A 24585-nucleotide genomic window follows, 5' to 3' on the forward strand; every position below is an offset into this window, starting at 1 on the left:
GTGGGCAAAAGGCGCTTTCCCCTCAGGGGTCGGCGCGTTGCATGCCGTCGATGAGGTTGCAGGTGTAGAGCGCGGCTTCGTCCACCGTGCCGGGTGGCAGGTAGGTCTCGCGCGAGTTGAGCCAGCGCTGCCAGCGCTCGTGTTCGTCTTTCAGCGCGCGGTGGGCCTGTTCCAGGTTCACCGCCTCGAAGCGCACGCGCGTGCCGGGCCGCAGGTGCGCGAGCCGGGGCAAGTCGGCGCTGATCACGGTGGCGATCTTGGGGTAGCCGCCCACGGTCTGACCGTCGGCGAGCAGCACGATGGGCAGGCCGTTGGCCGGCACCTGGATCGCGCCGGGCGTCACGCCGTCGGACACGATGTCCGCCGCCGCGGCGTTGACGTGCGCCAGCGGTTCACCCTGGAAGCGCAGGCCCATGCGGTCCTGCGCGGCGGTGGCTTCCCAGTCCTGATTCAGGAACTGGGCGATGGCGTCGGGGGTGAAGTGGTCTTGTTGAGGGCCGAGCAGCACGCGCACCGGGCCCTCGTTCGCGGTCCACGGCGAACGGCAACGCCATTCCCTCGGGTCGGCGTGGCCCCAGGCGCCGCAAGGCAGCATGTCGCCCGGGCGGAAGGCGCGACCCAGCACGCCGGCCAGCCCGGCGCGCCAGTAGCTGGCGCGGCTGCCGAGCTGGGGCTCCATGAGCAGGCCACCGGCCACGGCCAGGTAAGCGCAACCGCTCTCGGCCGGGCCGAGCAGCAGCTGGTCGCCCTCGCGCAGCGTGACGCTGTGCCAGGCGGGCAGGGGGCTGCGACCACCGTCGTTGCGCAGACAGGTGGCGCCGACGCGGCCCGCGAGCGCCACGCGCACCGGCCCGGCCGCCACGCGCAGCACCGTGCCCGTGCCGCGCAGCTCCAGCACGGCCGCGTCGGGCGGGTTGCCGAGCAGGGCGTTGGCCGCACGGGCCAGCGGTCCGTCGAGCCAGCCGGAGAGCGGCATGCCGTGGTGCCGGTGGCCCGCGCGGCCACGGTCCTGCACGGTGGTGCCGATGCCGGGTTGTGCGATTTCCAGCAGGCCGCTCATCGCTCGGGTGCCTTCAGAAACGTTTCGCGTGGCAGCCCACGAGCGATCTCGGCGGCCAGCCGGTCGTGGGTCGCACGGTCCACGGCGTGGCACCGCACCTCGTCGCCGGCCGCGAGCAGGGCCGGCTGCTCGGCGTGGCGCAGGTCGAACAGCACCACCGGCGTGCGACCCAGCAGGTTCCAGCCGCCAGGGCTGTCCCAGGGGTAGACCGCGCACATCTCGCCCGCCACGGCCAGCGATTGCGCGGGCACCTTCTGGCGCGGCGCCGGCAGTCGCGGCATGTGCAGCTCGGGCGGCACGCCGCCCATGTACGGGAAGCCCGGCTGGAAGCCGAGCATGTAGACCCGGAAGGTGGCGGCGAGCAGGTGATGGATCACTTCGTCAGGGTTCAGGCCCTTGGCTTCGGCGAGCCGGGGCAGGTCGGGCGCGAAGTCGGCGTCGAAACACACCGGCAGGTGCCAGAGACGGCCGGGCTGCATGGCCTGGTGACCGTCCTGGGCGAGCACCCGCAGGCGCTCGCCCAGCGCGGTGGCATCGGCTTCCAAGGGGTCGTAATGCACCGTGAGCGAGCGGAAGGTGGGCACCACATCGGTGACCGATGCCATCAGCGGTTCCGAAGCACGCGCCTGCGACACCCGCTCGGCCAGGCCCATCACGCGGGCGTTGATGGCCGGGTCGATGGCACTGCCGAACTCCAGCGTCCAGGCGCTGTCGCCGAGGGCGAGCAGGCGGGGGGGCGTGTCAGTACTCATGAGTGAGATGGTGTGTATGGGAGGCACGGGCTCGGCGGCGGCCCCTCACCCCAGCCCTCTCCCCAGAGGGGCGAGGGAGCAAGGCACGAGGCGCGAGCAGGAGTGGTACCCACATGCAGCCGGAGTGCGTGCCCCACCCAGAGCAGCCGTGGAACCGGCTTCGCCGGGCCACCAGCTGCGTCCCCCCTCAGGGGGGAAGCCGCGAAGCGGCGCAGGGGGGCTTTCACAGTGACGCCGCGGACCGCGCCGCCTGGTCGTACATGCCCGAGAGCACGCGCAGCAGGCGCGCGAGCTCGCCGATGTCCTTGTTGAGCGCGTCGTCCGCGTGCAGCGCCTGGATCAGGCATCGCTCGCGGATCTCGCGGTAGCGCTGCACGCTGGCGCTGCCCGTCTCCGTGGCGGCGTAGGTCACTTCCTTGCCCGACTTGCTGGACACCACCACGCCCAGGCTCACGAGCTTCTTGAGCGAGTAGTTGACGAGGTGCGTGTCCTCGATGTTCATGATGAAACAGATGTCCGACAGGCGTTTGTCCCGCGCGCGGTGCGAGACGTGGTGCAGGACCAGCACGTCCAGCGGCATCAGGTCTTTCAGGCCGGCGGCCGACATGCAGTGCACGACCCAGCGGTGGAAGGCGTTGCTCGCCACGATCAGGCCGAACTCGAACTCGCTCATCTCCGCGCTCTGCGGCGAGACCAGGTGCGCCGACGACACGATGTGCGAGCCGGGAGCCTTCGCGGCGGGCGTGGATGTTGCTTTGGGTGTCTTGGCCATGGGTGCTCCTTCGATGGCCCGGAGTTTAGATTTTTTGCCGATGATTTGCCAACAATTTGTTGACGATAAGGGAAAACACCCATCACAATCCGCCGGCCTGACGCCTACAGTCCGTGCACCCTTTCCCCGCAGGACGCCCCTGCGATCCGTTCCACCTCACCCACCGGAGTTCCCATGAACCGTCGCGCTTTCCAACTCTCGATGGCCGCTGCCGCTGTCGCGCTCTCCACGCTGACCACCACCTCGGCCTTCGCCCAGACCAAGTGGGACCTGGCCACCGCCTACCCGGCCAGCAACTTCCACACGGTCAACATCAGCCAGTTCGCGGCTGACGTGGACAAGGCCAGCGGCGGCAAGCTCAAGATGACGGTTCACGCCAACGCCGCGCTGTTCAAGGCGCCCGAGATCAAGCGCGCGGTGCAGGGCGGTCAGGCCCAGGCCGGCGAGATCCTGCTGGTGAACTACCAGAACGAATGGCAGGTCTTCGGCGCCGACGGCCTGCCGTTCCTGGCCGACAGCTACGACGAAGCGGCCAAACTCTGGAAGGTGCAACGCCCGGTGCTGGAGAAGAAGCTGGCGGAGCAGGGCATGATGGTCTTGTTCGCTGTGCCGTGGCCGCCGCAGGGCGTGTACAGCAAGAAGCCGCTGAACAGCGCGGCCGATCTCAAGGGCATCAAGTGGCGCGCCTACAGCCCGGCCACCGCGCGCATCGCCGAGCTGGTGGGCGCCCAGCCGGTCACCGTGCAGGCGGCCGAGGTCAGCCAGGCCTTCGCCACGGGCGTGACCGAAAGCATGATGTCCAGCGGCTCCACCGGTGCCGACGCCAAGCTGTACGAACACGTGAAGTACTGGTACGACACCCAGGCCTGGCTGCCCAAGAACGCGCTGCTGGTGAACAAGAAGGCCTTTGATGCGCTGGACAAACCGACGCAGGATGCCGTGCTGAAGGCCGCCGCCGACGCCGAGACCCGCGGCTGGGCCGAGAGCAAGAAGGCCAACGGCGAAAGCCTGGACAAGCTCAAGGCCGGTGGCATGCAGATCCTGCCGGCGCCCGCGCAGCTCAAGACCGACATGAAACAGGTCGGCGACACCATGCTCAAGGAGTGGCTCACCAAGGCCGGCCCTGAAGGCCAGGCCATGGTCGACGCGTTCCGCAAGTGAGTCACGGCAGCACCATGCGGCGCACGCTGAATGCCTTGTACGACGGCTGCGCCTGGCTCGCGGCGGTGTTCATGATCGGCGTGCTGGTCATGGTGCTGCTGTCGGTGCTGGGCCGGCAGCTCAACTTCCACGTGCCGGGCACCGATGCCTACGCCGGCTACGCCATGGCCGCCGCTGGCTTCCTGGCGCTGGCGCACACGCTCAAGCGCAACGAGCACATCCGCGTCACGCTGGTGCTGGGCAAACTCACCGGCCGTACCCGCCAGGGCCTGGAGCTGTGGTCGCTGAGCGTCGCGGTGCTGCTGTCCGGGTTGTTTGCCTGGTTCGCGGCGCGCCTGGTGTGGCAGTCGATCGAGTTCCACGACATCTCCACCGGCAACGACGCGACGCCGCTGTGGATGCCCCAGCTCGCGATGGCGTTCGGCACGCTGGTGCTGTTCATCGCCTTCGTGGACGAATGGGTGCTGGAAGCGCGCGGTCAGCGCCTGCGCGTTGACGGATCGGAGACGCACCATGAATGAGATGCTCGTCACCGGGTTTCTGATCGTCACCCTGTTCGCCCTGCTGGGCAGCGGCGTCTGGATCGGCCTCACGCTGGCCGGCGTGGCCTGGATCGGCATGGAGCTGTTCTCCACACGCAGCGCGGGCGACGCGATGGCCGTCACCATCTGGGGCTCGGCCAGCAGCTGGACGCTGACCGCGCTGCCGCTGTTCATCTGGATGGGCGAGATCCTGTTCCGCACCAAGCTGTCCGAGAACATGTTCAAGGGCCTGGCGCCCTGGGTCAACTCGCTGCCGGGCCGGCTGCTGCACACCAACATCCTGGGCAGCACGATCTTTGCGGCGGTGTCGGGTTCGTCGGCCGCGACCTGCGCCACCATCGGCAAGATGACCATCCCTGAGCTGACCGCGCGCGGCTACCCGCCGGAGCGCGTCATCGGCTCGCTGGGTGGTGCGAGCACGCTGGGCCTGCTGATCCCGCCCTCCATCGTGATGATCGTCTACGGTGTCGCGGCCGAGGTGTCGATCGCCAAGCTGTTCGTGGCGGGCATGATTCCGGGCCTGATGCTCGCGGGCCTGTTCAGCGGTTACCTGATGGTCTGGTCGCTGTTCAACCCCGACAAGATTCCGCAGGCCGATCCGGGCATGAGCTTCACCGACAAGTTGCGCGCTTCCAGCGAGCTGATCCCGGTGGTGCTGCTCATCGGCGGCGTGATCGGCTCGATCTACGTCGGCGTGGCCACCGCCACCGAGGCGGCCGCCATCGGCGTGGTCGGTTCGCTGATGCTGTCGGCGTACCAGAAGTCGCTCAACTGGCAGAACTTCAAGGACGCGTTGCTGGGCGCCACCCGCCTGTACTGCATGATGGCGCTGATCCTCGCTGGGGCGGCTTTCCTCACGCTGTCCATGGGCTACATCGGCCTGCCGCGCCACCTGGCCGAGTGGGTGGGGTCGCTGGGCCTGTCGCCGGGCCTGCTGCTGATCGCGCTGGCGCTGTTCTTCATCCTGCTGGGTTGTTTCCTCGACGGCATCTCCATGATCGTACTGACCATGGGCGTGCTGATCCCGACGGTGCAGGCCGCGGGCATCGACCTGATCTGGTTCGGCATCTTCATCGTCATCGTGGTGGAGATGGCGCAGATCACGCCGCCGGTGGGCTTCAACCTGTTTGTGCTGCAGGGCATGACCAAGCGCGAGATCAACTGGATCGCCAGCGTCTGCATGCCGTACTTCTTCCTCATGGTGCTGGCCGTGTGCCTGCTCTGGTGGTTCCCGCAGATCGTGATGTGGCTGCCGGGGCGGATGTGAACCTCATGACCGCAGGAAACGCTGCGGCCTGAACGGGTGCGGGTCGAGGGTGGTGGGCTCGCCCAGCATGAGCTGCGCCAGCAACTCGCCGGTGCCCGGCCCGCTGGAAAAGCCGATGTGCTGGTGGCCCAGCGCCAGCCAGACCCCGGCCTGACCGGGGCACTCGCCGACCATCGGTCGGCTGTCCGGCAGGGTGGGACGGCTGCCCAGCCAGTCGGGTTCAGCGGTGCGTTCACCCAGCGCCACCGCCTCGCGCGCGGCCCGCTCGGCGGCGTCCAGCTGCGCCGGCCGAGACGGCGCGTGTTGTGCGTTCAGCTCCACCCCGGTGGTCAGCCGCAGCCCTTGCGCCATGGGCGCGAGCACGTAGCCGGCGGCGGTGTCGTACACCGGCCGGTTGATTGCCGCGCCATTCGCTGGCGTGAAGTGCCTGTGGTAGCCGCGCTCGAAGCCCATGGGCAGCTTCAGTCCGACATGCTGTCGAAGGAAATCGCGCGACCACGGGCCGAGCGCGATCACCACGTGATCGGCACGCAGGGCGCGCCCATCGGACGTGCCGATGGACCAACCACCGTTGTCTCGTTGCAGCTGTGTGGCCTCGGTGGTCTGCAGCTGCCCGCCGAGTTCCACCAGCCAGCGCGCGTAGGCGCGCACCAGCTCACCCGGGCTGTCGACCGAGCTGGCGTCTTTCACCCACAGGGCCCTGCGGAAGATGGGCTGCAGGTGCGGCTCCAGATCGTGCAGTTCGTGTGCGCCCAGTTCGGCGGTGGCCACGCCGAAGCGGGCCAGCGTCTCGCGCCCGAAAGCGCCCGATTGGAAGCCGGCTTCGCTGCGGTAGAGGAACAGCCAGCCCTCGTCACGGCGGCGGTGCGCGACACCGGTCGCGTCCATCCACCGGCGGTGCACGGTGCCGGATTGACGGATGAGGGCGTCCAGCGCGGTCGTGGTCTCGCGAAAGGCCTGCTCCCGCGCATGGGACAGGAACGACAGACCCCAGCGCCATTGGCTCATCATCGCCAGCGGGTTGTAGCGAAAGCCCGGGCTGCGCCCGCGCAGCAGACCCGGCAATTGAGGCCACAGCCGGGGGTGGTTGAACGGCATGAGCGAGCTGCGCGCCAGCACGCCGGCGTTGCCGTGCGAAGTCGCAGCGCCCGGCCCCAGCGGGTCGACCACGGTCACGGCCAGGCCGCGCTGGCGCAACGAGAGCGCGCAGGCGATGCCCACCATGCCCGCGCCCAGCACCACCACCTGTTGTCCCAGCCTTGCACGCGTCATGCTTCAATGTTCCCATCGTTGGTGTTTTCAACCCGCAGCTTATCGCCATGAAGGACACGAAGACCGAAGCCGAAAGATGTCTGGGCGTCATCATGCTGGACACGCGTTTCCCGCGCCCGCCGGGCGACATCGGCAGCCCGGACACCTGGGCACGCGCCGGCATCCCGGTGCGCTTCATCACAGTGCCGGGGGCTTCGGCCCGGCGGGTGGTGCAGACCCAAGACCCGGCGCTGCTTGGACCTTTCGCAGACGCTGCAAGATCGCTGGCGCACCAGGGCGCCCGACTGATCACCACCAGTTGCGGCTTTCTGGCCGCGTGGCAAGCCGAGCTGCAGGCGGCGGTGGACGTGCCTGTGATCACCTCCAGCCTGTTGCAATGCGCCAGCATGGCGTCGCCGGGCATCGTCACGTTCGACGCCGCCTCGCTGCACGCCGATCTGCTGCATCGCGCGGGCGTCCCGGCGGGCACGCCCGTGGAAGGGCTGCAACCAGGGTGCGAACTGCAATCGCGCATCCTGAGCGACGACACCGTGTTGGATTTACGACAGGCGTCAGAGGACGTGGTGGACGCGGCGGTGCGACTGGTGGCGAGGCATCCCGAGGTGGAGCAGGTGGTGCTGGAGTGCACCAACATGCCGCCGTACCGAAGCGCCGTGGCCCAGGCCACCGGGCGACCGGTGCACGACCTGGAAACCTTGCTGCTGAAAGCCTGGAACGAGCAGCGGGTCAAACACTGACTCACCGTAGAGGGGAAGCCCAACCCAGAACGCCGCGCAACCGGCTTTGCCGGGCCGCCAGCGTTGCCCTCTGGGGGGTTGACGCGCCGCAGGCGCGGCGCGGGGGGATCACAGCTCCTCTACGCGCCGCGCCGGGTAGCTGTCCCAGCTCTGGCAACCCGGGCAATGCCAGAAGTGCTGCCGCGCCTCGAAGCCGCAGGCAGCGCAACGGTAACGTTTGAGCGGCGCGCTGGCCTGTTCCAGTGCAGCCTGCACCCGCTTCTGGGCAGTGGGGTCGGAGAGTGTCTCGCCGCCCAGCCATTTCGTGGCGATCACCAGCGAAGGTTCTCGCTCCAGGTGGGCGAGGTAGTGGGATCGCGCGGCATCCGGGCTCAGGTGCGCCAGGGCTTCGGTGATGTCCAGCGAAGGCGCGTGGGCCTGTGCCGTGTGCAGCAGCTGGAGGGCCTCCGCCTGGCGCCCGACCAGTTTGGACAGGTCGGCCAGTGGTTGGGCCGCCAGCGGCATGCCTTGAGGCGCCTCGGTGGCCATTTGCTTCAAGGTGTCCATGGCCCCCGACGTGTCGCCCTGCTGGGCCTTGAGCGCCGAGAGCGCCAGCCAGCCCCGTGCCTGTTGAGGCGCCCGGTCCACGGCCTTGCCGAGCAGGCGCAGGGCTTCGGTGGCGTCGCCTTTGCTCTGGGCCAGCTCGGCCTCTTCGCACAGGTAGTGGGACAGGCGCGGGCTGAAGCTGCCCTGGTTGGCGTTTTCCAGCCGCTGGGCAATCGCCTGGGCCTGGGGCCAGTCGCGCGAGCGCTCGCTGATGGCGAGCAGCGCTAGCAGGGCCTCGCCTTCGAAGGCAGAACCATCGAGCTTGTGCAACGCCGACTCGGCACGGTCCAGCAGACCCGCCTTCAGGAAATCGAGCGCCAAGGCGTGCTGGGCGCGGTCGCGGTCCTTGCGGTCGAGGTCGGCGCGCGCGAGCAGGTGTTCGTGAACCCGGACAGCGCGGTCATAGTCCCCTCGGCGGCGGAACAGGTTGCCCAGCGCAAAGTGCAACTCGGCCGTGTCGGGGTCCCGCTGGACCGCCTCGATGAAGGCGTCGATGGCCTGGTCCTGCTGCTCGTTCAGCAGGTGGTTCAGGCCCCGGAAATAGGCCTTCGGCGTCTGCCGGCTTTCCATGCGCCACTGGCGCAGGTCCAGGCGCGAAGCGACCCAGCCGAGCGCGAACGCCAGAGGCAGGCCCCACAGGAGCCAGGTGAGATCAAGATCCATGGGCAGGGGTCTGGGGAGGGCCGACAGCGTCAGGGACGGTGGGCAGCGGCGCCACGACCGTGGGGGCGGGACGGCGCTGTTTGCGTGCACGCAGCCACAGCGGCAGCATCACCAGGACGCCCAGCACCACGCCCAGCAGCAGCACACACAGCAAGACCAGCACCAGTGGTGCCTGCCAGCTGACACCGAAGAACAGGTGCAGCGTGACGGGTGCCTGGTTGTTCAGCGCGAAGGCGAACAGCACAAAAAAAATGGCTGCGTTGAGCAGCCACATCAGGTATTTCAAATCATCCCCTCTGTGGTGGGGCGATTGTAGCGATCAGGTCGGCGTCTTCGGCTCGCGGCCCAGGATCTCGGCGGTCTTCTTGTCCACCTCTTCGCGCAGGGCCTTGCCTGGCTTGAAATGGGGGACGCGCTTCTCCGGGATCATCACGCTCTCGCCCGAACGCGGATTGCGTCCGATGCGGGGTGAGCGGCGGTTCACGGAAAAGCTGCCAAAACCCCGGATTTCGATCCGGTGGCCTTTGACCAAAGCCTCGCCCATCGCGTCGAGGATCGCCTTGACGGCAAATTCGGCATCGCGGTGGGTGAGCTGGCTGAACTTGGCCGAAAGTGCTTCGACGAGGTCGCTGCGGGTCATGTCTGAATCGAACCGTGTTCGGGTCTGGATGGCGCATCACAGGGCTGGCGCGCAGGGTGCGCGCCAGCCACTGATCAGGCTTCTCAGTTGTTGTTGTCCAGCTTGGCGCGCAGCAGGGCGCCCAGGCTGGTGGTGCCGGCGTTTTCACGGGCCGACTGCTGGCTCAGGGTCTGCATGGCTTCGTTCTGGTCGGCCATGTCCTTGGCCTTGATCGACAGCTGGATGTTGCGGGTCTTGCGATCCACGTTCATCACCACGGTCGTGACTTCGTCGCCTTCTTTCAGCACGTTGCGCGCGTCTTCCACGCGGTCACGGCTGATTTCGGAGGCACGCAGGTAGCCCAGCACGTCTTCGCCCAGATCGATCTCGGCACCCTTGGCGTCCACGGTCTTGACCTTGCCGGTCACGATGGAGCCCTTGTCGTTCACCGACACGAAGGTCGTGAACGGGTCGCCGTCGAGCTGCTTGATGCCCAGAGAGATGCGTTCGCGCTCAACGTCGATGGCCAACACGATGGCTTCGACTTCCTGGCCCTTCTTGAAGTTGCGCACGGCGGCTTCGCCGGTTTCGTTCCAGGACAGGTCGGACAGGTGCACCAGACCGTCGATGCCGGCGGCCAGGCCGACGAACACGCCGAAGTCGGTGATCGACTTGATCGGGCCCTTGACGCGGTCACCGCGCTTGGTGCCTTCAGCGAACTCGTGCCAGGGGTTGGCGCGGCACTGCTTCATGCCCAGGGAGATGCGGCGCTTGTCTTCGTCGATGTCGAGCACCATGACTTCGACTTCGTCGCCCAGCGACACCAGCTTGGACGGGGCCACGTTCTTGTTGGTCCAGTCCATTTCGGAGACGTGCACCAGGCCTTCGATGCCCGGCTCCAGTTCAACGAACGCGCCGTAGTCGGCGATGTTGGTGATCTTGCCGAACATGCGCGTGCCTTGCGGGTAGCGGCGGCCAACGCCCATCCAGGGGTCGTCGCCCATCTGCTTCAGACCCAGGGAAACGCGGTGCTTCTCGGTGTCGAACTTCAGGATCTTGGCGGTGATTTCCTGACCAGCCGTCACCACTTCGCTCGGGTGACGGACACGGCGCCACGCCATGTCGGTGATGTGCAGCAGGCCGTCGATACCGCCCAGGTCCACGAACGCACCGTATTCGGTGATGTTCTTGACCACGCCGTTGACGATGGCGCCTTCTTTCAGCGTGTCCATCAGCTTGGCGCGCTCTTCGCCCATGGAGGCTTCCACCACGGCACGGCGGCTCAGCACCACGTTGTTGCGCTTGCGGTCGAGCTTGATGACCTTGAATTCCAGGGTCTTGTTTTCGTAAGGCGTGAGGTCCTTGGTCGGACGGCTGTCGACCAGCGAGCCCGGCAGGAAGGCGCTGATGCCGTTGACCATGACCTTGAGGCCGCCCTTGACCTTGCTGGAGGTCGTGCCGGTGACGAAATCGCCGGATTCGAGGGCCTTTTCCAGGGCCATCCACGAGGCCAGGCGCTTGGCCTTGTCGCGCGACAGCAGGGTGTCACCGAAGCCGTTTTCCACGGAGTCGATGGCGACGGAGACGAAGTCGCCGACCTGCACTTCGAGTTCGCCCAGGTCGTTCTTGAATTCGGCGAGCGGCACATAGGCTTCGGACTTCAGACCGGCGTTGACCACCACGTGGTTGTGTTCGATGCGAACGACTTCCGCAGTGATGACTTCGCCCGAGCGCATTTCGGCGCGTTTCAGGGACTCTTCGAAGAGGGCGGCAAAAGATTCAGACATGCAGTTTCCTAGAGCCACTCAGCGTCGGGGCGCAGCACCGGTTGTACGGTGGGCGCGGGTTCGACGGATGAGCGGCGTTGACGTGCGGTACGAGGTACCGCGGGGTTAAGTGAAAGAACCATTCGGCCTGCGGGCAGTGAGCGCCCGGCGGTGCCGTCTGGGCCATCAGGGACGGTGTTTCCAGCTGCCTGAAAACACCGTTTTGCCTTGCCACCAGTCCAGCACCTGCAACACCGACTGTTCGATGGTGAGCGCTGAGTTGTCCAGCAACAAGGCATCTTCGGCCGGCTTCAGCGGTGCGTGGGCGCGGGATGTGTCCCGCAGGTCGCGCGCCGCCAAGTCGGCCAAAAGACTGTCGATGTTAGCAGCAAATCCCTTTGAAATCAACTGCTTATGCCGTCTTTGCGCGCGTTGTTCGGCGCTGGCGGTCAAATACACCTTCAGTGGTGCGTCCGGGAAGATCACCGTGCCCATGTCGCGCCCGTCGGCGACCAGGCCGGGCAGGCGCCGGAAGCTCAGCTGCAAGGCATGCAGCGCGGATCGAACCTCCGGATGCTGGGACACCCTGGAGGCCATGCCTCCGGTGGACTCCAGCCGCAAGGGGTCGGTGATGTCGCGACCGGCGAGGTACACCCGGTGATCCCGAAACACCAGGGGCAGCTGTGCGGCCAGCCGGGCCAGGGCGGGTTGGTCGTCCAGATCGATGCCCGCGTCCTGCGCCGCGAGGGCGGTGGCCCGGTACAGGGCGCCCGAGTCGAGCAATTGGTAACCCAGCCGCTGGGCCACTTCAGAGGCCAGCGTTCCCTTGCCAGATGCCGTGGGTCCGTCGATGCAGATCACCGGTATGGCATGGGTCGGCGTGTGGCTCACGTCGAAGAGGGTCTCGAAGTAGTCGGGGAAGGTCTTGGCCACGCATTTCGGGTCTTCGATCCGCACCGGCAGAGCGCCCGGATTGAAGGCCGCGAGCGAGAAGCACATGGCCACGCGGTGGTCGTCGTAGGTGTGGATGCTTCCCGTGCTCCATTGCGTGGGGGGCGTGATGCGGAGGAAGTCAGCCCCTTCTTCGACCTTGGCGCCGAACTTGCGGCACTCGGTTGCCATGGCGGCGATCCGGTCGGTTTCCTTGACCCGCCAGCTGGCGATGTTGCGCAAGGTGGTGGTGCCATCGGCGTAGAGCGCCATGACGGCCAGCGTCATGGCCGCGTCGGGGATGTGGTTGCAGTCCAGGTCGATGGCCTTGAGGGGCCAGGCGCCGCGCCGGATGTGCAGGCGGTTGGCTTCGCCCGTCACGTCGGCCCCCATCAAGCGGGCGGCTTCGACGAAGCGGATGTCGCCCTGGATCGACGAGAGCCCCACGCCTTCGATGGTGATGCCCTGGGTGCCGGGTGTGGCGGCGGCAATGGCGCCCAGCGCAATGAAGTAGCTGGCCGAAGAGGCATCGCCTTCGACGTGGATCAGGCCGGGCGAGCGGTATCGGCAACCCGCAGGGATGGTGAAACGTGACCAGCCATCGCGCTGCACCGTGACGCCAAAGCGTTCCAGCAGATTGAGCGTGATCTCGATGTAGGGCTTGGAGATCAGCTCTCCCACCACATCAATCACCACGTTGTGCGACGTGGCCACCAGCGGCAAGGCCAGCAGCAAGGCGGTGAGGAACTGGCTCGACACGTCGCCGCGCACGCGGATCGGCTGGTCCAGCTTCAGCGACTGTGGCGCCCCGTTGCCCAGGCGCAAGGGTGGGTAGCCCTCCTGTGCCGTGCAGTCCACAGGGCAGCCGAGTTGGCGCAGCGCGTCCACCAGATCGCCGATGGGGCGCTCGTGCATGCGAGCGACGCCGCTGAGGTCGAACTGGCCGCCCTGGGTGCTGGCAAGCAGCGCGAGCGCGGCGGTGAGCGGGCGCATCGCCGTGCCGGCATTGCCCAGAAAGAGGGGCGCCTGCTTGACGGGCAGCGCACCGCCCAGGCCGTGCACACGCAACACACCGTCGGCCTGCGGTTCGATGCGGCATCCCAGCTGGCCCAGGGCCGTCAGCATGACGCGCGTGTCGTCTGAATCCAGCAGATCGGCAATGTCGGTATGTCCGACGCTCAACGCTGCAAGCAAAAGCACGCGGTTGGAAATGCTCTTGGAACCGGGCAGGCGGACCGTGCCGCCTGCGCTGCTCAATGGCGGAAGATCAAGGTGTTCAATGGCGTACATGCGCGGCGGTCGATGCTCAGCTTTGCGGCTTGTGGGTGCTCATGCGCCAGTGGGATCGGGCGTGGCTGGCCTTTTCGATCAGCGATTCCAGGGCATCGGCATTGCCGGCGGAGATCGCCGTTTCGAAGGCGTGCAGGGCACGCTGGAAATGCCGGGACTGCGCAATCAGTTCCTCGCGGTTGGAGGCGAGGATGTCACGCCAGACGCTCGGGTCGCTCGCGGCGATGCGCGTGAAGTCCCGGAAACCGGGGCCGGCCAGCGACAGAAATGCCTTCGCCTGGGCCTGCCCCGTGATGCCGTTCATCAACGCGAATGCAATCATGTGTGGCAGGTGGCTCACGGCCGCGTAGGCCGCGTCGTGTGCCTCTGGCGACATCTGTTCCACCTGGCAGCCCAGCGCAGTCCACAACCGGGTGGCCTTGTCCAGCTGGGTAGTGAGTGTGCGTTCGATGGGCGTGAGGATGACCTGCCGGCCCGCGTACAGGTCGGCATCGGCGTGTTCCACGCCCGCCAGTTCCTTGCCCGTGATGGGGTGAGCGGGCACGAAGATGCCGACCTGATCCTTGAGCACACGGCGCGCGGCGTCGATCACATCGCGTTTGGTCGAGCCCACGTCCATGATGAGGGTGTCGTTGCTCAACAGATGCCGGATGGCCTTGAAGGTCGCTTCGGTGGCCGCCACGGGCACCGCGACGAGGACCAGATCGGCGCCCGACACGGCCAGCAACGCCGACGGGGCTTCAATGTCGATCACCCCCATCTGCCGGGCGCGCTCGGTGGTGGAAGGCGATTTGCTGTAGCCGACGACGCGCTTGACCAGGCCCGCTTTCTTCAGCGCCAGCGCGAAAGAGCCACCCATCAGGCCGCACCCGATGAGGCCGAGTTGTTCGAATTTCAGAGGGGCAGGAGTGGCCATGTCATTCACTGACCGGGTAGGCACCCAGCACCTTGTAGAAGGCGCAAAGGCCCTGGAGTTCCTTGAGCGCCGCCGCCACATGGGGCTGGGACGGATGGCCGGCGATGTCGATGTAGAAGTAGTACTCCCACTGCCCCGACTTGGCCGGGCGAGATTCGAAGCGCGTCATCGACACGCCGTTGTTCTTCAGTGGCACCAGCAGGTCGTGCACGGCACCTGGACGGTTGGGTACCGAGACCACAAGGCTGGTGCAGTCCTTGCCCGAAGCCGGTGGCATGGCCAGGGTCTGCGGCAGGCTGATCACGGCGAAGCGTGTGCGGTTGTAGGCTTCATCCTGGATCGCATGCGCCACGATGTGCAGGCCGAACTGCGCGGCAGCGCGTTCGCTGGCCAGACCGGCCCAGGCTGGGTGGGTCGCGGCCAGGCGGGCGCCCTCGGCGTTGCTGGACACCGCCCTGCGTTCTGCATTGGGCAAGTGCTGGCTCAGCCAGCCTTGGCACTGGGCGAGCGCCTGCGGATGCGCCATGACGACCTCGATGCCGTCCAAGTGGTTCACCTGGCGCAGCAGGTTGTGGCGCACCAGCAGACTCACTTCACCAACCACGTGGACCGGTGAGCGCAGGAACAGGTCGAGCGATCGGGCCACCACGCCTTCGGTGGAGTTTTCCATGCCCACCACGCCGTACTGCGCGGTGCCCGCTGCTGTGGCGTGAAACACCTCGTCAAAATTGGCGCAGTAGATCAGGTTGGCTGCGCTGCCGAAAAATTCGATGGCGGCCTGCTCGCAGAACGTGCCTTGCGGTCCGAGCACGGCGACGCGTTGGGGCGCTTCCAGTGCCAGGCAGGCCGACATGATCTCGCGCCATATGGATGCCACATGCGCGTTCTGCAGCGGACCCTGGTTGGCCTTCTGGATCTTTTCGATGACCTGTGCCACGCGGTCGGGGCGGAAGAACGGCGAGCCCTCGGCGCGTTTGATCTCGCCGACCTGTTCGGCCACCTTGGCGCGCTGGTTGAGCAACGAGAGCAGCTGCTGGTCCAGCGAGTCGATCTGGACCCGCAAGGTGCCCAGCGCTTCGGATTGGGAGGGTTGGGTCATGCTTGTGTCTGTTCAAAGTCCCGCATGTACGTCACCAGTGCCTGCACACCTTCCAGCGGCATGGCGTTGTAGATGCTGGCGCGCATGCCCCCCACCGACTTGTGGCCCTTGAGCTGAAGCAGCCCGGCCGCTTTGGCCCCGGCCAGGAAGGCGTCGTTGCGCGATTCGTCGCGCAGGAAGAAGGGGACGTTCATGCGCGAGCGGCAGTCCTTGGCCACGTGGTTCAGGTAGAACCCTGAGCCGTCGATGAAGTCGTACAGCAGGCGGGCCTTGGCCATGTTCTTCGCCTCCATTGCGGCGATGCCGGTGAGCTCGCCCTCGGTCTGGGCTTTGAGCCACTGGAACGTCAGTCCCGCCATGTAGATGCTGTAGGTGGGCGGCGTGTTGTACATCGACGCGTTGTCGGCCACGGTCTTGTAGTCGAACGCGCTCGGGCAGATGGACAGCGCGTGACCCAGCAGGTCTTCGCGGACCACCACCAGTGTCACGCCGGCGGGCCCGAGGTTTTTCTGGGCACCACCAAAGGCCAGCCCCACGCGAGACCAGTCCACCGTGCGCGAGGCAACGTGAGAAGAGAAGTCGATCACCAGCGGAGCGTCGCTGCCCAAGGCCTTCAGGTCGGGCAGCTCGTGGAACTCCACGCCGTGAATGGTTTCGTTGCTGCAGAGGTGCAGGTATTGCGCGTCGCTGCTCAGCTGCCAGCTGGCTGGTGAGGGCAGGGTGGTGTGGTGGTCGGCCTCGTTGCTGCCCACCACGTTGGCCGAAGCGTACTTGCGCGCTTCCTTGGCCGACTTCTGGCTCCAGCTGCCCGTGACCACAAAGTCCACCACGCCACCGCGCGACAGGTTCATCGGCACGATGGCATTTTCGGCAAGACCTCCGCCCTGCATGAACAGGATGCGGAAATGGGCCGGCACCGACAACAATTCGCGCAAATCGGCTTCCGCCGCTGCGGCGATGGACATGAACTCCTTGCCCCGGTGGCTCATCTCCATCACACCCATGCCGCTGCCCTGCCAGTCCAGCATCTCGGCAGCTGCCTGTTGCAGCACGGCTTCGGGCATGGCGGCCGGGCCGGCCGAAAAGTTGTAGGGGCGCGTCATGCTTCGGAGCCCGTCTCGGTGTCGTCTCCGGCGTTGGTCGCATCCGGTGCATCACCCGCATCGGCCATGTTGGCGTCGTTCTCCACGATGCGCTGCAGGCCGGAGAGCTCGGCGCCCTCGTCCAGCGCGATCAGGGTCACACCCTGCGTGGCGCGGCCCATTTCGCGGATCTCGCTCACCCGGGTGCGCACCAGCACGCCCTTGTCGGTGATCAGCATGATCTCATCGTCGGTGTGCACCAGCGTGGCCGCCACGACCTTGCCATTGCGCTCGCTCTGCTGGATCGCGATCATGCCCTTGGTGCCTCGGCCGTGGCGGGTGTATTCACCGATGGGTGTGCGCTTGCCGTAGCCATTGATGGTCGCGGTGAGCACACTTTGCTGCTCGTCTTCGGCGACCAGCATGGCGATCACGCTCTGGCCGTCTTCGATCGTCATGCCGCGCACACCACGGGCATTGCGGCCGAGTGGACGCACGTCGTTTTCGTCGAAACGCACGGCCTTGCCACCATCGCTGAACAGCATGACATCGTGCTGGCCGTCGGTCAGGGCTGCCCCGATCAGGAAGTCGCCTTCATCGAGGTTGACCGCGATGATGCCGCCCTTGCGCGGGTTGTTGAACTCGTCGAGCGAGGTCTTCTTCACGGTGCCCATGGACGTGGCCATGAACACAAAGCGGTTGTCGGGGAAGCTGCGCGCGTCGCCGGTCAGCGCCAGCACCACGTTGATCTTCTCGCCTTCCTGCAGCGGGAACATGTTGACGATGGGGCGACCACGCGAGCCACGCGAGCCCGCCGGCACTTCCCAGACCTTGAGCCAGTAAAGCCGGCCACGGTTGGAGAAACACAGAATGTAGTCGTGCGTGTTGGCGATGAAGAGCTGATCAATCCAGTCGTCTTCCTTGGTGGCGGTGGCTTGTTTGCCGCGTCCGCCACGCTTTTGCGCCCGGTACTCGGATAGCGGCTGACTCTTGATGTAGCCGCTGTGACTGAGCGTGACCACCATGTCGGTGGGCGTGATCAGGTCTTCGGTGGACAGGTCTTGCGCGCTGTGTTCGATCTCGCTTCGGCGGGTGCCCAGCTTGGTCTGGCCAAACTCCTGTTTCACGGCGGTCAGTTCTTCACCGATGATGGTGGAGACGCGCTCGGGGCGAGACAGGATGTCCAGCAGATCGTCGATCTCGGCCATCACGTCCTTGTACTCGGCAACGATCTTGTCCTGCTCCAGCCCGGTCAGGCGCTGCAGACGCATCTGCAGGATTTCCTGGGCCTGCGTTTCGCTCAGGCGGTAGAGACCATCGCCCTGCATGCCGAACTCACGCTCCAGACCGTCGGGACGGTAGTCGTCGGCGTTGACCACGCCGCCATCGAGTCGGCTTCGGGTCAGCATTTCGCGCACCAGCTTGCTGTCCCAGCTGCGCGTCATCAGCTCTGCCTTGGCGACGGGCGGGGTGGGCGACTCGCGGATGATGCGGATGAATTCGTCGATGTTCGCCAGCGCCACGGCCAAGCCCTCGAGCACGTGGCCGCGTTCGCGCGCCTTGCGCAGCTCGAACACCGTGCGGCGGGTCACCACCTCGCGGCGATGCTCCAGGAACACCTGGATCAGATCCTTCAGATTGCACAGCTTGGGCTGACCGTCGATCAGGGCCACCATGTTGATGCCGAAGGTGTCCTGCAGCTGCGTCTGCTTGTACAGGTTGTTCAGCACCACCTCGGGCACTTCTCCGCGCTTGAGTTCGATCACCAGGCGCATGCCGGATTTGTCCGACTCGTCCTGGATGTGGCTGATGCCTTCGATCTTCTTTTCGTGGACCAGTTCGGCAATGCGCTCCTGGAGGGTTTTCTTGTTCACCTGGTAGGGCAGCTCGTCCACGATGATGGACTGGCGCTGGCCCTTGTCGATGTCCTCGAAATGGCATTTGGCGCGCATCACCACTCGGCCTCGGCCCGTGCGGTAGCCGTCTTTCACGCCATTGATGCCGTAGATGATGCCGCCGGTGGGGAAGTCGGGCGCTGGAATGATCTCCATCAGTTCGTCGATGGAGGCCCCCGGGTTCTTGAGCAAGTGCAGGCAGGCCTCCACCGACTCGTTGAGGTTGTGCGGCGGGATGTTGGTTGCCATGCCCACCGCGATGCCGCCCGAGCCGTTCACCAGCAAGTTGGGGAAGCGCGCCGGCAACACCAGTGGCTCTTTTTCCGAGCCGTCATAGTTGGGACCGTAGTTGACGGTGTCTTTGTCGATATCGGCCAGCATTTCGTGGGCGATTTTCGACATGCGGATTTCGGTGTATCGCATGGCGGCGGCGTTGTCGCCGTCCACGCTGCCGAAGTTGCCTTGGCCGTCCACCAGCATGTGGCGCAGCGAAAAGTCTTGCGCCATGCGAACGATGGTGTCGTACACCGCCGAGTCGCCGTGAGGGTGGTACTTGCCGATCACATCACCGACGATGCGGGCCGATTTTTTGTACGGGCGGTTCCAGTCGTTGTTGAGCTCGTGCATTGCAAAAAGCACGCGGCGGTGCACCGGCTTCAGGCCGTCACGCGCATCGGGCAAGGCGCGCCCCACGATCACGCTCATGGCGTAGTCGAGGTAGCTTCGGCGCATTTCCTCTTCAAGGCTGATGGGCAGGGTTTCTTTGGCGAACTGTGTCATGAGCAGTGAAGAGAGATCCGTGAACAGCCTGTGGGCAACCTCTCATTTTAAATGACAGGCCGGCAGGTGACTTGCGGCGGTGCCTGTTGTGTCGCGACAACGATCGCGCTGCTCGTCTGAACAAGGGAGACCGCCGTGCCCTGCCGCCCTGATTCTTGTTTCGCACGCTTGTGGCACAATAATTTCAGCGTTTCAAGTGGTGGTCACTTCAAGCGTGATTGTTGACATCCAGCCCGTCCGCGGCTTACTCCAAGAGGAAAACCATGAAAAAACTGAACACAGTGGCAATGCTGTTTGCAACCGCCGCCATGGCATCGGCCGCCTTTGCTGCGCCTTCCAGCGGTACCGCAACGAACGACAACTGGCGCAGTGGCCATGGCAACCTCCAGTGGAAAAACGGCGACGGATCCCTCTGCTGGCGCGATGCCTTCTGGACCCCAGCCACCGCTGCAAAAGGCTGTGACGGAGCCATCGTGCCCGCACCGGCTCCTGCCCCCGCACCAGCCCCCGCTGCGGCACCGGCTCCTGCGCCCGCACCGGCTCCGGCGCCTGCTGCAGCGCCAGCCGCTCCGGCCGCCACCAAGGTGACCTATGCTGCCGATGCGTTCTTTGACTTCGACAAGTCCGTGGTCAAGCCTGAAGGCAAGGCCAAGCTGGACGATCTGGCCAGCAAGGTCAGCGGCATCAACCTGGAAGTGGTGATCGCTGTCGGCCACACCGACTCCAAGGGCACCGCTACGTACAACCAGGCGCTGTCCGTTCGCCGCGCCGAAGCGGTGAAGGCGTATCTGGTGAGCAAGGGCATCGAAAGCAACCGCGTGTACACCGAAGGCAAGGGTCTGACCCAGCCTGTGGCCGACAACGCCACCTCCGAAGGCCGCGCAAAGAACCGCCGCGTCGAAGTGGAAGTCGTGGGCACTCGCACCAACAAGTAAGCTTTGCTGGCCGCGTTTCCAACGCAAGGCCCCAGGCGCGCAAGTGCCTGGGGCCTTTTTCCTGGCCTGTTGGTGTGTCGAATGGGTGTTTTTGTGGCGGTGTGTATCGTTTGTGCCGTGTGGACGTGGCGAACAGCTCATTCGGAGACACTGCCCTCCAGTCATCTCTTGCCCGTGGTCCGTGGCATCGGCGTCGACTGCCATGCGGCCTGGTCCACACTGTCTTCCTCACCGGTGGTCGTGATGCTGATTTCTCCGCGCATGATCTACAGCCTGTCCGAATGGCCTCGCATGCGGTTGGCTGCTCTGGCGGCGGGCTTTGATGTGGTGACCTGGAAAGCCCCAGGGGTGCCGCCTCATGAGTGGGCTCAAGCTGTCCAGGCGGCGCGCTGGACACCCATGCAAAGTGCCTTGATCGGTGATGCGCCGGCAGCCTGTTCCGCGTGGTGGCAAAGCCTCAATCATTTTCCCTTCAGCGTCGTTGTCCAGGGTGACCAGGTTCACGGGTGGCCGATCTGGGGTGTGTTGCCCGATGAGGCGTGGACTGCTTCGCTGGCGGTGCGCCTGGAGGCCCTGAGGGAGGCGAGCATCCGCAACCACCTGAAATCCCCATGATGCGATCGGTTGACGCAGTCTTCGTTCATCTTTTGGCGTTGCTCATGGCCTTGGCGGTGCCAGTCAACGCCAGCGAGGCCGATAGCGCCTGCATCGACGCAGTGAGCTATTTGGCTCTGGATCCCGAGAAAGTTGGGGTGGACAGCAACGGCGCCCCTGCATTGGGCGCCTACGAACGCATCAGCCCGGATGGGCGTTTTGTCCTGCGTTCGTTTTCCGGCGCGAGGCTGGGCGAGGTGTCTCTGATCGAGCTGCCAGCTGACACGGGCGGTCGGCTTGCTGTTTTCAGAACACCGCTCAGCAACGAGGCGTTTCCGGTACAGGGCACCTGGCGCTACGTGGTCGATGTCGACGGGCGCCATTTCCGGTTGGCCGATGTGCTGCGGCAGCAGGAGCGGGCCGAGCCACAGTTTCAAGGCGGCATGCGCGGTTTTTATGCCGCCGCTGCAGAGTTGACCGGGGTCAGGTCCGATGACAAATCTCTGGTCTGGATTCGCTCCATGAGTTGGCCGCAGGGCGGGCGGTCGGGGCAGGGCACCGGGCCGCTGCAGGTGCGCACGCTGGGCGTGCGCGATCAGGGCGATCGTGTGGATGTCGTGTCGGACAGTGGTCCGCAGTTCATCTGCGGGGCGCGGGGCAGCTCCGATGGTGGGGTTTATACCTTGCCCATGATTTCGGTGGACGGGCTGGAGTTTTCGGCGATTCCCATCAATCCGCGCGTGGGACAACCCAGCATGCGGGTCTACGGACTCGCAAACGATGCACTTGCCGCAGCGCACCCCTGCGATCTTCGCGTGGACCTGCAGGCTGCGCCAGGCAAGGCGGTGTTTGGTTTTGCGGGTTCCGGGTCGGCGATGTTGGCTTACACCGACAACGCCAGCGTGTACTTCGTGGACCGGCATCCCGCGCTGCACGACCAGGTGTTTCGTGTTGAAGACACGCAAACCCAGGTGCTGGCCAGTGCGTTTCCAGGTCTGACCCGAGATGGGCGCATTGTGTTTGGAGCCAACTGGAAGGAGTGCACCTCCCGCGGGACGTGTCTCGATCGCGCGGGCTACGTGGTGGCCGACCCCTACCAAAACAAAGATTACCGCCAGCAACTCCAGCGATTGGGGCTTGCGCCCGACAAGGCCTGCATCACGCGACGCGATGTCCTGCAAGAGCGCCAGCGCTTTGCGACGCAACACCGGCTCAAGCCCTGAAGCCGTGGGAAAATCCGGGGCATGAACCCCGTCAATGCCGATCCGGCCGAACTGGCCAAATTTTCCGATCTCGCTCACCGCTGGTGGGACCCCGAGAGCGAATTCCGTCCCTTGCACCAGATCAATCCGCTGAGGCTGGCTTGGATCGATGGCTTGGTTCCGCTCGCGGGTCTACGGGTTCTCGATGTGGGTTGTGGCGGCGGCATCCTGTCGGACTCGATGGCGCGCAAAGGCGCCGATGTGACTGGTATCGATCTCTCCAGCAAGGCACTCAAAGTGGCGCAGTTGCACGCGCTGGAAGCCGGCACCACCCAGGTCAGCTACCGCGAAATCAGCGCCGAGGCGATGGCGCTGGAGCAGCCGGCGTCGTTTGATGTGGTCACCTGCATGGAGATGCTGGAGCATGTGCCGGACCCTGCCTCCGTGGTGCGCGCCTGCGCCGCGCTGGTGAAGCCCGGTGGATGGGTGTTCTTCTCGACCATCAACCGCAATCCCAAGTCTTTCCTGTTCGCCATCGTCGGGGCAGAGTACCTGCTGCAGATGCTGCCCAAGGGCACCCACGAATATGCCAAGATGATCCGGCCAAGCGAGTTGGCGCGCTACTGCCGTGCGGCCGACCTGACACTGGAGCACACACGCGGCCTGGAATACAACCCGCTGTCCCAGCGCTATTGGCTGAGCGACGACACCAGCGTCAACTACATGATCGCCACGCGCCGATCATGACCGTGGTGTTCCGTGGCATCCAGGCTGTGCTGTTCGACCTGGATGGCACCCTGATCGACAGCGCGCCCGACCTGGGGTCGGCCGCCAATGCGATGCTGGTGCGCCGGGGGCGCGAGGCCATTCCGCTCGATCGTTACCGGGCACTGGCGGGTTCGGGTGCTCGGGGTATGTTGCGGGTGGCTTTTGACATCGATCCCGAGCACAAAGACTTTGAGCTGCTCAAGCAGGAGTTCTTTTCCGAATACCAAGCGTGCCTTACCGCAAGCACCCAGGCCTTTGATGGCGTCAGCGGCATGCTGGCGTCGCTGGGTCATGCCGGCTTGCCCTGGGGTGTGGTCACCAACAAAGGGGAGCGGTTCACCGGCCCCTTGACCTGCGCAATGGGTCTGTTTGACACTGCGGCCACGGTGATCAGCGGCGACACGACGCCGCACGCCAAGCCCCATCCCGCGCCGTTGTTGGAAGCCGCCCGGCGACTGGCGCTGCCGCCGGACGCGTGCCTCTACGTGGGTGATGACCTGCGCGACATCCAGGCCGGTCAGGCAGCCGGCATGAAAACTGTTGCCGCGATGTACGGATATCTGGGGCAAGGGGCCGATGTGAGCAGTTGGAGCGCAGATGCGTCAATATCTTCTCCGGCCGACCTCTTGCAATTGCTCGAACTGCCTTAAACTTGAGGGCTCAGGGGCTGCACTGGTTTCGACGTGGGTTCGGACACGCAGCAGGGCATGTCGAGGTTCTGTCACCTCGTAAAACCGCAGAAAAAACTAACTGCAAACGACGAACGTTTCGCACTCGCCGCTTAATTGCCGGTGAGCTTTGCAACAGCAGGCCTATGGGCTGGGCAAGGGTTCAGGCGGCGCAAGCCGCTTGGGTCCAGGCTGCAAAGATAATTCAATAGGCTGGTCGGGCGTCGGGTAACTTGGCGCACGGTGAGATTCAAGGTTGCTGGCGTCCTTCACAGCGTGCCGCTGCGCGGTGAGGGAAGTGAGATCCAAATCAGACGGCTACACATGTAGAACTGCTCGAAGAAGGCTTGCGGACGGGGGTTCAAATCCCCCCAGCTCCACCATTTCAACAAAAAAGGCCTCGAAGCATCACCGCTTCGGGGCCTTTTTTCTGGCGACTGCCCAGGGCAGCGTTCGCCCAAAAACGAATTCGAATGATGCAGTTGCAGGATATTCTATTTTCCCAGGGCTTCGGCACACGACGCGTATGCTGTGGCCTTGTTCAGCAGGGTCTGGTGCAGCTCGGTGAGTCCCGGCAACCTTGCACCGGTCCGACCGAGGAGGTGGACGACGACGGACTCGTGTTCTGGGTTCAGGGTGAACGTTGGGAATACCATGCGCAGGCCTATCTGATGCTGCATAAACCCGCGGGCACAGAGTGCTCACAAAAGCCCAGCACCTACCCCAGCATCTACACGCTGTTGCCTGGCCCGTTGCGCAACCGGGGTGGTGGAGCGGCGGCGGGTGTGCAGGCCGTGGGACGGCTGGACCAAGACACCACGGGGTTGCTGTTGTTGTCGGACGATGGCAAGTTCATTCACCGCATGACTTCACCCCGCCATCACGTGCCGAAGGTATATCAGGTGCAGGTCAAGCACGCGCTGGACGATCGGCAGTTGGAGCGCTTGCGTCAGGGCGTGGTGCTGGATGACGATCCGGTGCCCGTCAGGGCGGCCGACTGCCGGACGGTGGACACCTTCCACCTGGAGCTGACACTCACCGAAGGCAAGTACCACCAGGTCAAGCGCATGGTGGCTGCCGTGGGAAACCGGGTGGAGGGCTTACACCGGTCCTCGGTCGGGACCATTGCTCTGCCGGAGAGCCTGTCGCCCGGTCAGTGGCGCTGGTTGACGGCTGAGGAGGTTCAGTCGCTGACCAAGAAAGCGGTCAAGTCGGCCTGACCCTCCCCTG

The 24585-nt window shown here is 65.4% G+C and carries 23 protein-coding genes and 1 other RNA gene; 11 read left to right on the top strand and 13 right to left on the bottom strand.

The window, feature by feature from the left end; translation table 11 throughout:
• Positions 1–22: 22 nt before the first annotated feature.
• The 3 genes from IM738_RS04155 to IM738_RS04165 form a co-directional block, all read right to left on the bottom strand.
• Positions 23–1060 (bottom strand): biotin-dependent carboxyltransferase family protein, encoded by a 1038-nt coding sequence (locus IM738_RS04155; protein ID WP_236964635.1) that lies wholly within the window; start codon positions 1058–1060, stop codon positions 23–25.
• Positions 1057–1812, bottom strand: coding sequence for a 5-oxoprolinase subunit PxpB (pxpB, locus tag IM738_RS04160; protein WP_236964636.1), 756 nt, complete (start codon positions 1810–1812; stop codon positions 1057–1059). Before pxpB ends, IM738_RS04155 begins: the two co-directional genes overlap by 4 nt.
• 223 nt (positions 1813–2035) lie before the next feature.
• A complete protein-coding gene (locus IM738_RS04165; RefSeq protein WP_236964637.1) occupies positions 2036–2584 on the bottom strand; it encodes a winged helix DNA-binding protein in 549 nt (182 codons plus the stop codon).
• A gap of 174 nt (positions 2585–2758) precedes the next feature.
• Here IM738_RS04165 and IM738_RS04170 point away from each other — a divergent pair, with 174 nt between their 5' ends.
• The 3 genes from IM738_RS04170 to IM738_RS04180 are packed head-to-tail and all read left to right on the top strand — an operon-like array spanning position 2759 to position 5554.
• Positions 2759–3745, top strand: a complete 987-nt coding sequence (locus IM738_RS04170) for a TRAP transporter substrate-binding protein (protein WP_236964638.1) — start codon at positions 2759–2761, stop codon at positions 3743–3745.
• Between the two features lie 14 nt (positions 3746–3759).
• Positions 3760–4266 (top strand): TRAP transporter small permease, encoded by a 507-nt coding sequence (locus IM738_RS04175; RefSeq protein ID WP_236966459.1) that lies wholly within the window; start codon positions 3760–3762, stop codon positions 4264–4266.
• Entirely contained in the window at positions 4259–5554 is a 1296-nt protein-coding gene (locus tag IM738_RS04180; RefSeq protein ID WP_236964639.1) for a TRAP transporter large permease, read from the top strand. Before IM738_RS04175 ends, IM738_RS04180 begins: the two co-directional genes overlap by 8 nt.
• A gap of 3 nt (positions 5555–5557) precedes the next feature.
• On the opposite strand, the gene IM738_RS04185 is transcribed toward IM738_RS04180, so the two are convergent.
• Positions 5558–6826 (bottom strand): NAD(P)/FAD-dependent oxidoreductase, encoded by a 1269-nt coding sequence (locus tag IM738_RS04185; RefSeq protein ID WP_236964640.1) that lies wholly within the window; start codon positions 6824–6826, stop codon positions 5558–5560.
• Positions 6827–6873: 47 nt separating this feature from the next.
• Between IM738_RS04185 and IM738_RS04190 the strand changes: the two genes are divergently transcribed.
• Entirely contained in the window at positions 6874–7563 is a 690-nt protein-coding gene (locus IM738_RS04190; protein WP_236964641.1) for an aspartate/glutamate racemase family protein, read from the top strand.
• A 108-nt stretch (positions 7564–7671) separates the two neighbouring features.
• Here the strand turns inward: IM738_RS04190 and lapB are convergent, their stop codons facing one another.
• The 9 genes from lapB to gyrA form a co-directional block, all read right to left on the bottom strand.
• Positions 7672–8811, bottom strand: a complete 1140-nt coding sequence (gene lapB, locus IM738_RS04195; protein WP_236964642.1) for a lipopolysaccharide assembly protein LapB — start codon at positions 8809–8811, stop codon at positions 7672–7674.
• Complete coding sequence (locus tag IM738_RS04200; RefSeq protein ID WP_236964643.1) at positions 8801–9097, bottom strand: lipopolysaccharide assembly protein LapA domain-containing protein; 297 nt, start codon at positions 9095–9097, stop codon at positions 8801–8803. The genes lapB and IM738_RS04200 overlap by 11 nt, the downstream gene beginning before the upstream one ends.
• Before the next feature lie 33 nt (positions 9098–9130).
• Positions 9131–9451: an integration host factor subunit beta gene (locus IM738_RS04205; RefSeq protein WP_236964644.1), complete on the bottom strand. Its 321-nt coding sequence runs from the start codon at positions 9449–9451 to the stop codon at positions 9131–9133.
• An 83-nt stretch (positions 9452–9534) separates the two neighbouring features.
• Complete coding sequence (gene rpsA / locus IM738_RS04210) at positions 9535–11217, bottom strand: 30S ribosomal protein S1 (RefSeq protein WP_077336023.1); 1683 nt, start codon at positions 11215–11217, stop codon at positions 9535–9537.
• A 165-nt stretch (positions 11218–11382) separates the two neighbouring features.
• Complete coding sequence (locus IM738_RS04215; RefSeq protein ID WP_236964645.1) at positions 11383–13416, bottom strand: bifunctional 3-phosphoshikimate 1-carboxyvinyltransferase/cytidylate kinase; 2034 nt, start codon at positions 13414–13416, stop codon at positions 11383–11385.
• A gap of 16 nt (positions 13417–13432) precedes the next feature.
• Positions 13433–14332 (bottom strand): prephenate dehydrogenase, encoded by a 900-nt coding sequence (locus IM738_RS04220; RefSeq protein ID WP_236964646.1) that lies wholly within the window; start codon positions 14330–14332, stop codon positions 13433–13435.
• Between the two features lies 1 nt (position 14333).
• Complete coding sequence (gene pheA / locus IM738_RS04225; RefSeq protein WP_236964647.1) at positions 14334–15431, bottom strand: prephenate dehydratase; 1098 nt, start codon at positions 15429–15431, stop codon at positions 14334–14336.
• Positions 15428–16534: a 3-phosphoserine/phosphohydroxythreonine transaminase gene (serC, locus tag IM738_RS04230; protein WP_236964648.1), complete on the bottom strand. Its 1107-nt coding sequence runs from the start codon at positions 16532–16534 to the stop codon at positions 15428–15430. Before serC ends, pheA begins: the two co-directional genes overlap by 4 nt.
• Positions 16531–19188: a DNA gyrase subunit A gene (gene gyrA, locus IM738_RS04235; protein WP_236964649.1), complete on the bottom strand. Its 2658-nt coding sequence runs from the start codon at positions 19186–19188 to the stop codon at positions 16531–16533. Before gyrA ends, serC begins: the two co-directional genes overlap by 4 nt.
• A gap of 263 nt (positions 19189–19451) precedes the next feature.
• Between gyrA and ompA the strand changes: the two genes are divergently transcribed.
• The 7 genes from ompA to IM738_RS04270 all read left to right on the top strand — a co-directional run bounded on the left by ompA (position 19452) and on the right by IM738_RS04270 (position 24575).
• On the top strand, positions 19452–20123 hold the full coding sequence (ompA, locus tag IM738_RS04240; protein WP_236966460.1) for an outer membrane protein OmpA: 672 nt from the start codon (positions 19452–19454) through the stop codon (positions 20121–20123).
• Positions 20124–20204: 81 nt separating this feature from the next.
• Complete coding sequence (locus IM738_RS04245) at positions 20205–20738, top strand: hypothetical protein (RefSeq protein WP_236964650.1); 534 nt, start codon at positions 20205–20207, stop codon at positions 20736–20738.
• The gene (locus IM738_RS04250) at positions 20735–21940 is read left to right on the top strand and encodes a hypothetical protein (RefSeq protein ID WP_236964651.1); all 1206 of its coding nucleotides are present in this window, start codon (positions 20735–20737) and stop codon (positions 21938–21940) included. The genes IM738_RS04245 and IM738_RS04250 overlap by 4 nt, the downstream gene beginning before the upstream one ends.
• A gap of 21 nt (positions 21941–21961) precedes the next feature.
• Entirely contained in the window at positions 21962–22666 is a 705-nt protein-coding gene (ubiG, locus tag IM738_RS04255; RefSeq protein WP_236964652.1) for a bifunctional 2-polyprenyl-6-hydroxyphenol methylase/3-demethylubiquinol 3-O-methyltransferase UbiG, read from the top strand.
• A gap of 5 nt (positions 22667–22671) precedes the next feature.
• Positions 22672–23337: a phosphoglycolate phosphatase gene (gene gph / locus IM738_RS04260; RefSeq protein WP_236966461.1), complete on the top strand. Its 666-nt coding sequence runs from the start codon at positions 22672–22674 to the stop codon at positions 23335–23337.
• Between the two features lie 13 nt (positions 23338–23350).
• Positions 23351–23738: a transfer-messenger RNA gene (ssrA, locus tag IM738_RS04265) on the top strand.
• 93 nt (positions 23739–23831) lie between these two features.
• The gene (locus tag IM738_RS04270) at positions 23832–24575 is read left to right on the top strand and encodes a 16S rRNA pseudouridine(516) synthase (RefSeq protein WP_236966244.1); all 744 of its coding nucleotides are present in this window, start codon (positions 23832–23834) and stop codon (positions 24573–24575) included.
• Positions 24576–24585 lie beyond the last annotated feature (10 nt).

Origin of the sequence: Hydrogenophaga sp. SL48 (genome assembly GCF_021729865.1) — a bacterium.
GTDB lineage: Bacteria > Pseudomonadota > Gammaproteobacteria > Burkholderiales > Burkholderiaceae_C > Hydrogenophaga.

Excerpts from the sequence above, each read along its gene's own strand:
- ompA (WP_236966460.1), top strand. The coding sequence starts at position 19,452 with ATGAAAAAACTGAACACAGTGGCAATGCTGTTTGCAACCGCCGCCATG.
- IM738_RS04270 (WP_236966244.1), top strand. The coding sequence starts at position 23,832 with ATGCAGTTGCAGGATATTCTATTTTCCCAGGGCTTCGGCACACGACGC.
- pheA (WP_236964647.1), bottom strand. The coding sequence starts at position 15,431 with ATGACCCAACCCTCCCAATCCGAAGCGCTGGGCACCTTGCGGGTCCAG.
- IM738_RS04155 (WP_236964635.1), bottom strand. The coding sequence starts at position 1,060 with ATGAGCGGCCTGCTGGAAATCGCACAACCCGGCATCGGCACCACCGTG.
- IM738_RS04220 (WP_236964646.1), bottom strand. The coding sequence starts at position 14,332 with ATGGCCACTCCTGCCCCTCTGAAATTCGAACAACTCGGCCTCATCGGG.
- IM738_RS04190 (WP_236964641.1), top strand. The coding sequence starts at position 6,874 with ATGAAGGACACGAAGACCGAAGCCGAAAGATGTCTGGGCGTCATCATG.
- IM738_RS04250 (WP_236964651.1), top strand. The coding sequence starts at position 20,735 with ATGATGCGATCGGTTGACGCAGTCTTCGTTCATCTTTTGGCGTTGCTC.
- IM738_RS04165 (WP_236964637.1), bottom strand. The coding sequence starts at position 2,584 with ATGGCCAAGACACCCAAAGCAACATCCACGCCCGCCGCGAAGGCTCCC.
- IM738_RS04185 (WP_236964640.1), bottom strand. The coding sequence starts at position 6,826 with ATGACGCGTGCAAGGCTGGGACAACAGGTGGTGGTGCTGGGCGCGGGC.
- gyrA (WP_236964649.1), bottom strand. The coding sequence starts at position 19,188 with ATGACACAGTTCGCCAAAGAAACCCTGCCCATCAGCCTTGAAGAGGAA.
- IM738_RS04205 (WP_236964644.1), bottom strand. The coding sequence starts at position 9,451 with ATGACCCGCAGCGACCTCGTCGAAGCACTTTCGGCCAAGTTCAGCCAG.
- pxpB (WP_236964636.1), bottom strand. The coding sequence starts at position 1,812 with ATGAGTACTGACACGCCCCCCCGCCTGCTCGCCCTCGGCGACAGCGCC.
- lapB (WP_236964642.1), bottom strand. The coding sequence starts at position 8,811 with ATGGATCTTGATCTCACCTGGCTCCTGTGGGGCCTGCCTCTGGCGTTC.
- rpsA (WP_077336023.1), bottom strand. The coding sequence starts at position 11,217 with ATGTCTGAATCTTTTGCCGCCCTCTTCGAAGAGTCCCTGAAACGCGCC.
- serC (WP_236964648.1), bottom strand. The coding sequence starts at position 16,534 with ATGACGCGCCCCTACAACTTTTCGGCCGGCCCGGCCGCCATGCCCGAA.
- IM738_RS04245 (WP_236964650.1), top strand. The coding sequence starts at position 20,205 with ATGGGTGTTTTTGTGGCGGTGTGTATCGTTTGTGCCGTGTGGACGTGG.
- IM738_RS04175 (WP_236966459.1), top strand. The coding sequence starts at position 3,760 with ATGCGGCGCACGCTGAATGCCTTGTACGACGGCTGCGCCTGGCTCGCG.
- ubiG (WP_236964652.1), top strand. The coding sequence starts at position 21,962 with ATGAACCCCGTCAATGCCGATCCGGCCGAACTGGCCAAATTTTCCGAT.
- IM738_RS04180 (WP_236964639.1), top strand. The coding sequence starts at position 4,259 with ATGAATGAGATGCTCGTCACCGGGTTTCTGATCGTCACCCTGTTCGCC.
- IM738_RS04215 (WP_236964645.1), bottom strand. The coding sequence starts at position 13,416 with ATGTACGCCATTGAACACCTTGATCTTCCGCCATTGAGCAGCGCAGGC.
- IM738_RS04170 (WP_236964638.1), top strand. The coding sequence starts at position 2,759 with ATGAACCGTCGCGCTTTCCAACTCTCGATGGCCGCTGCCGCTGTCGCG.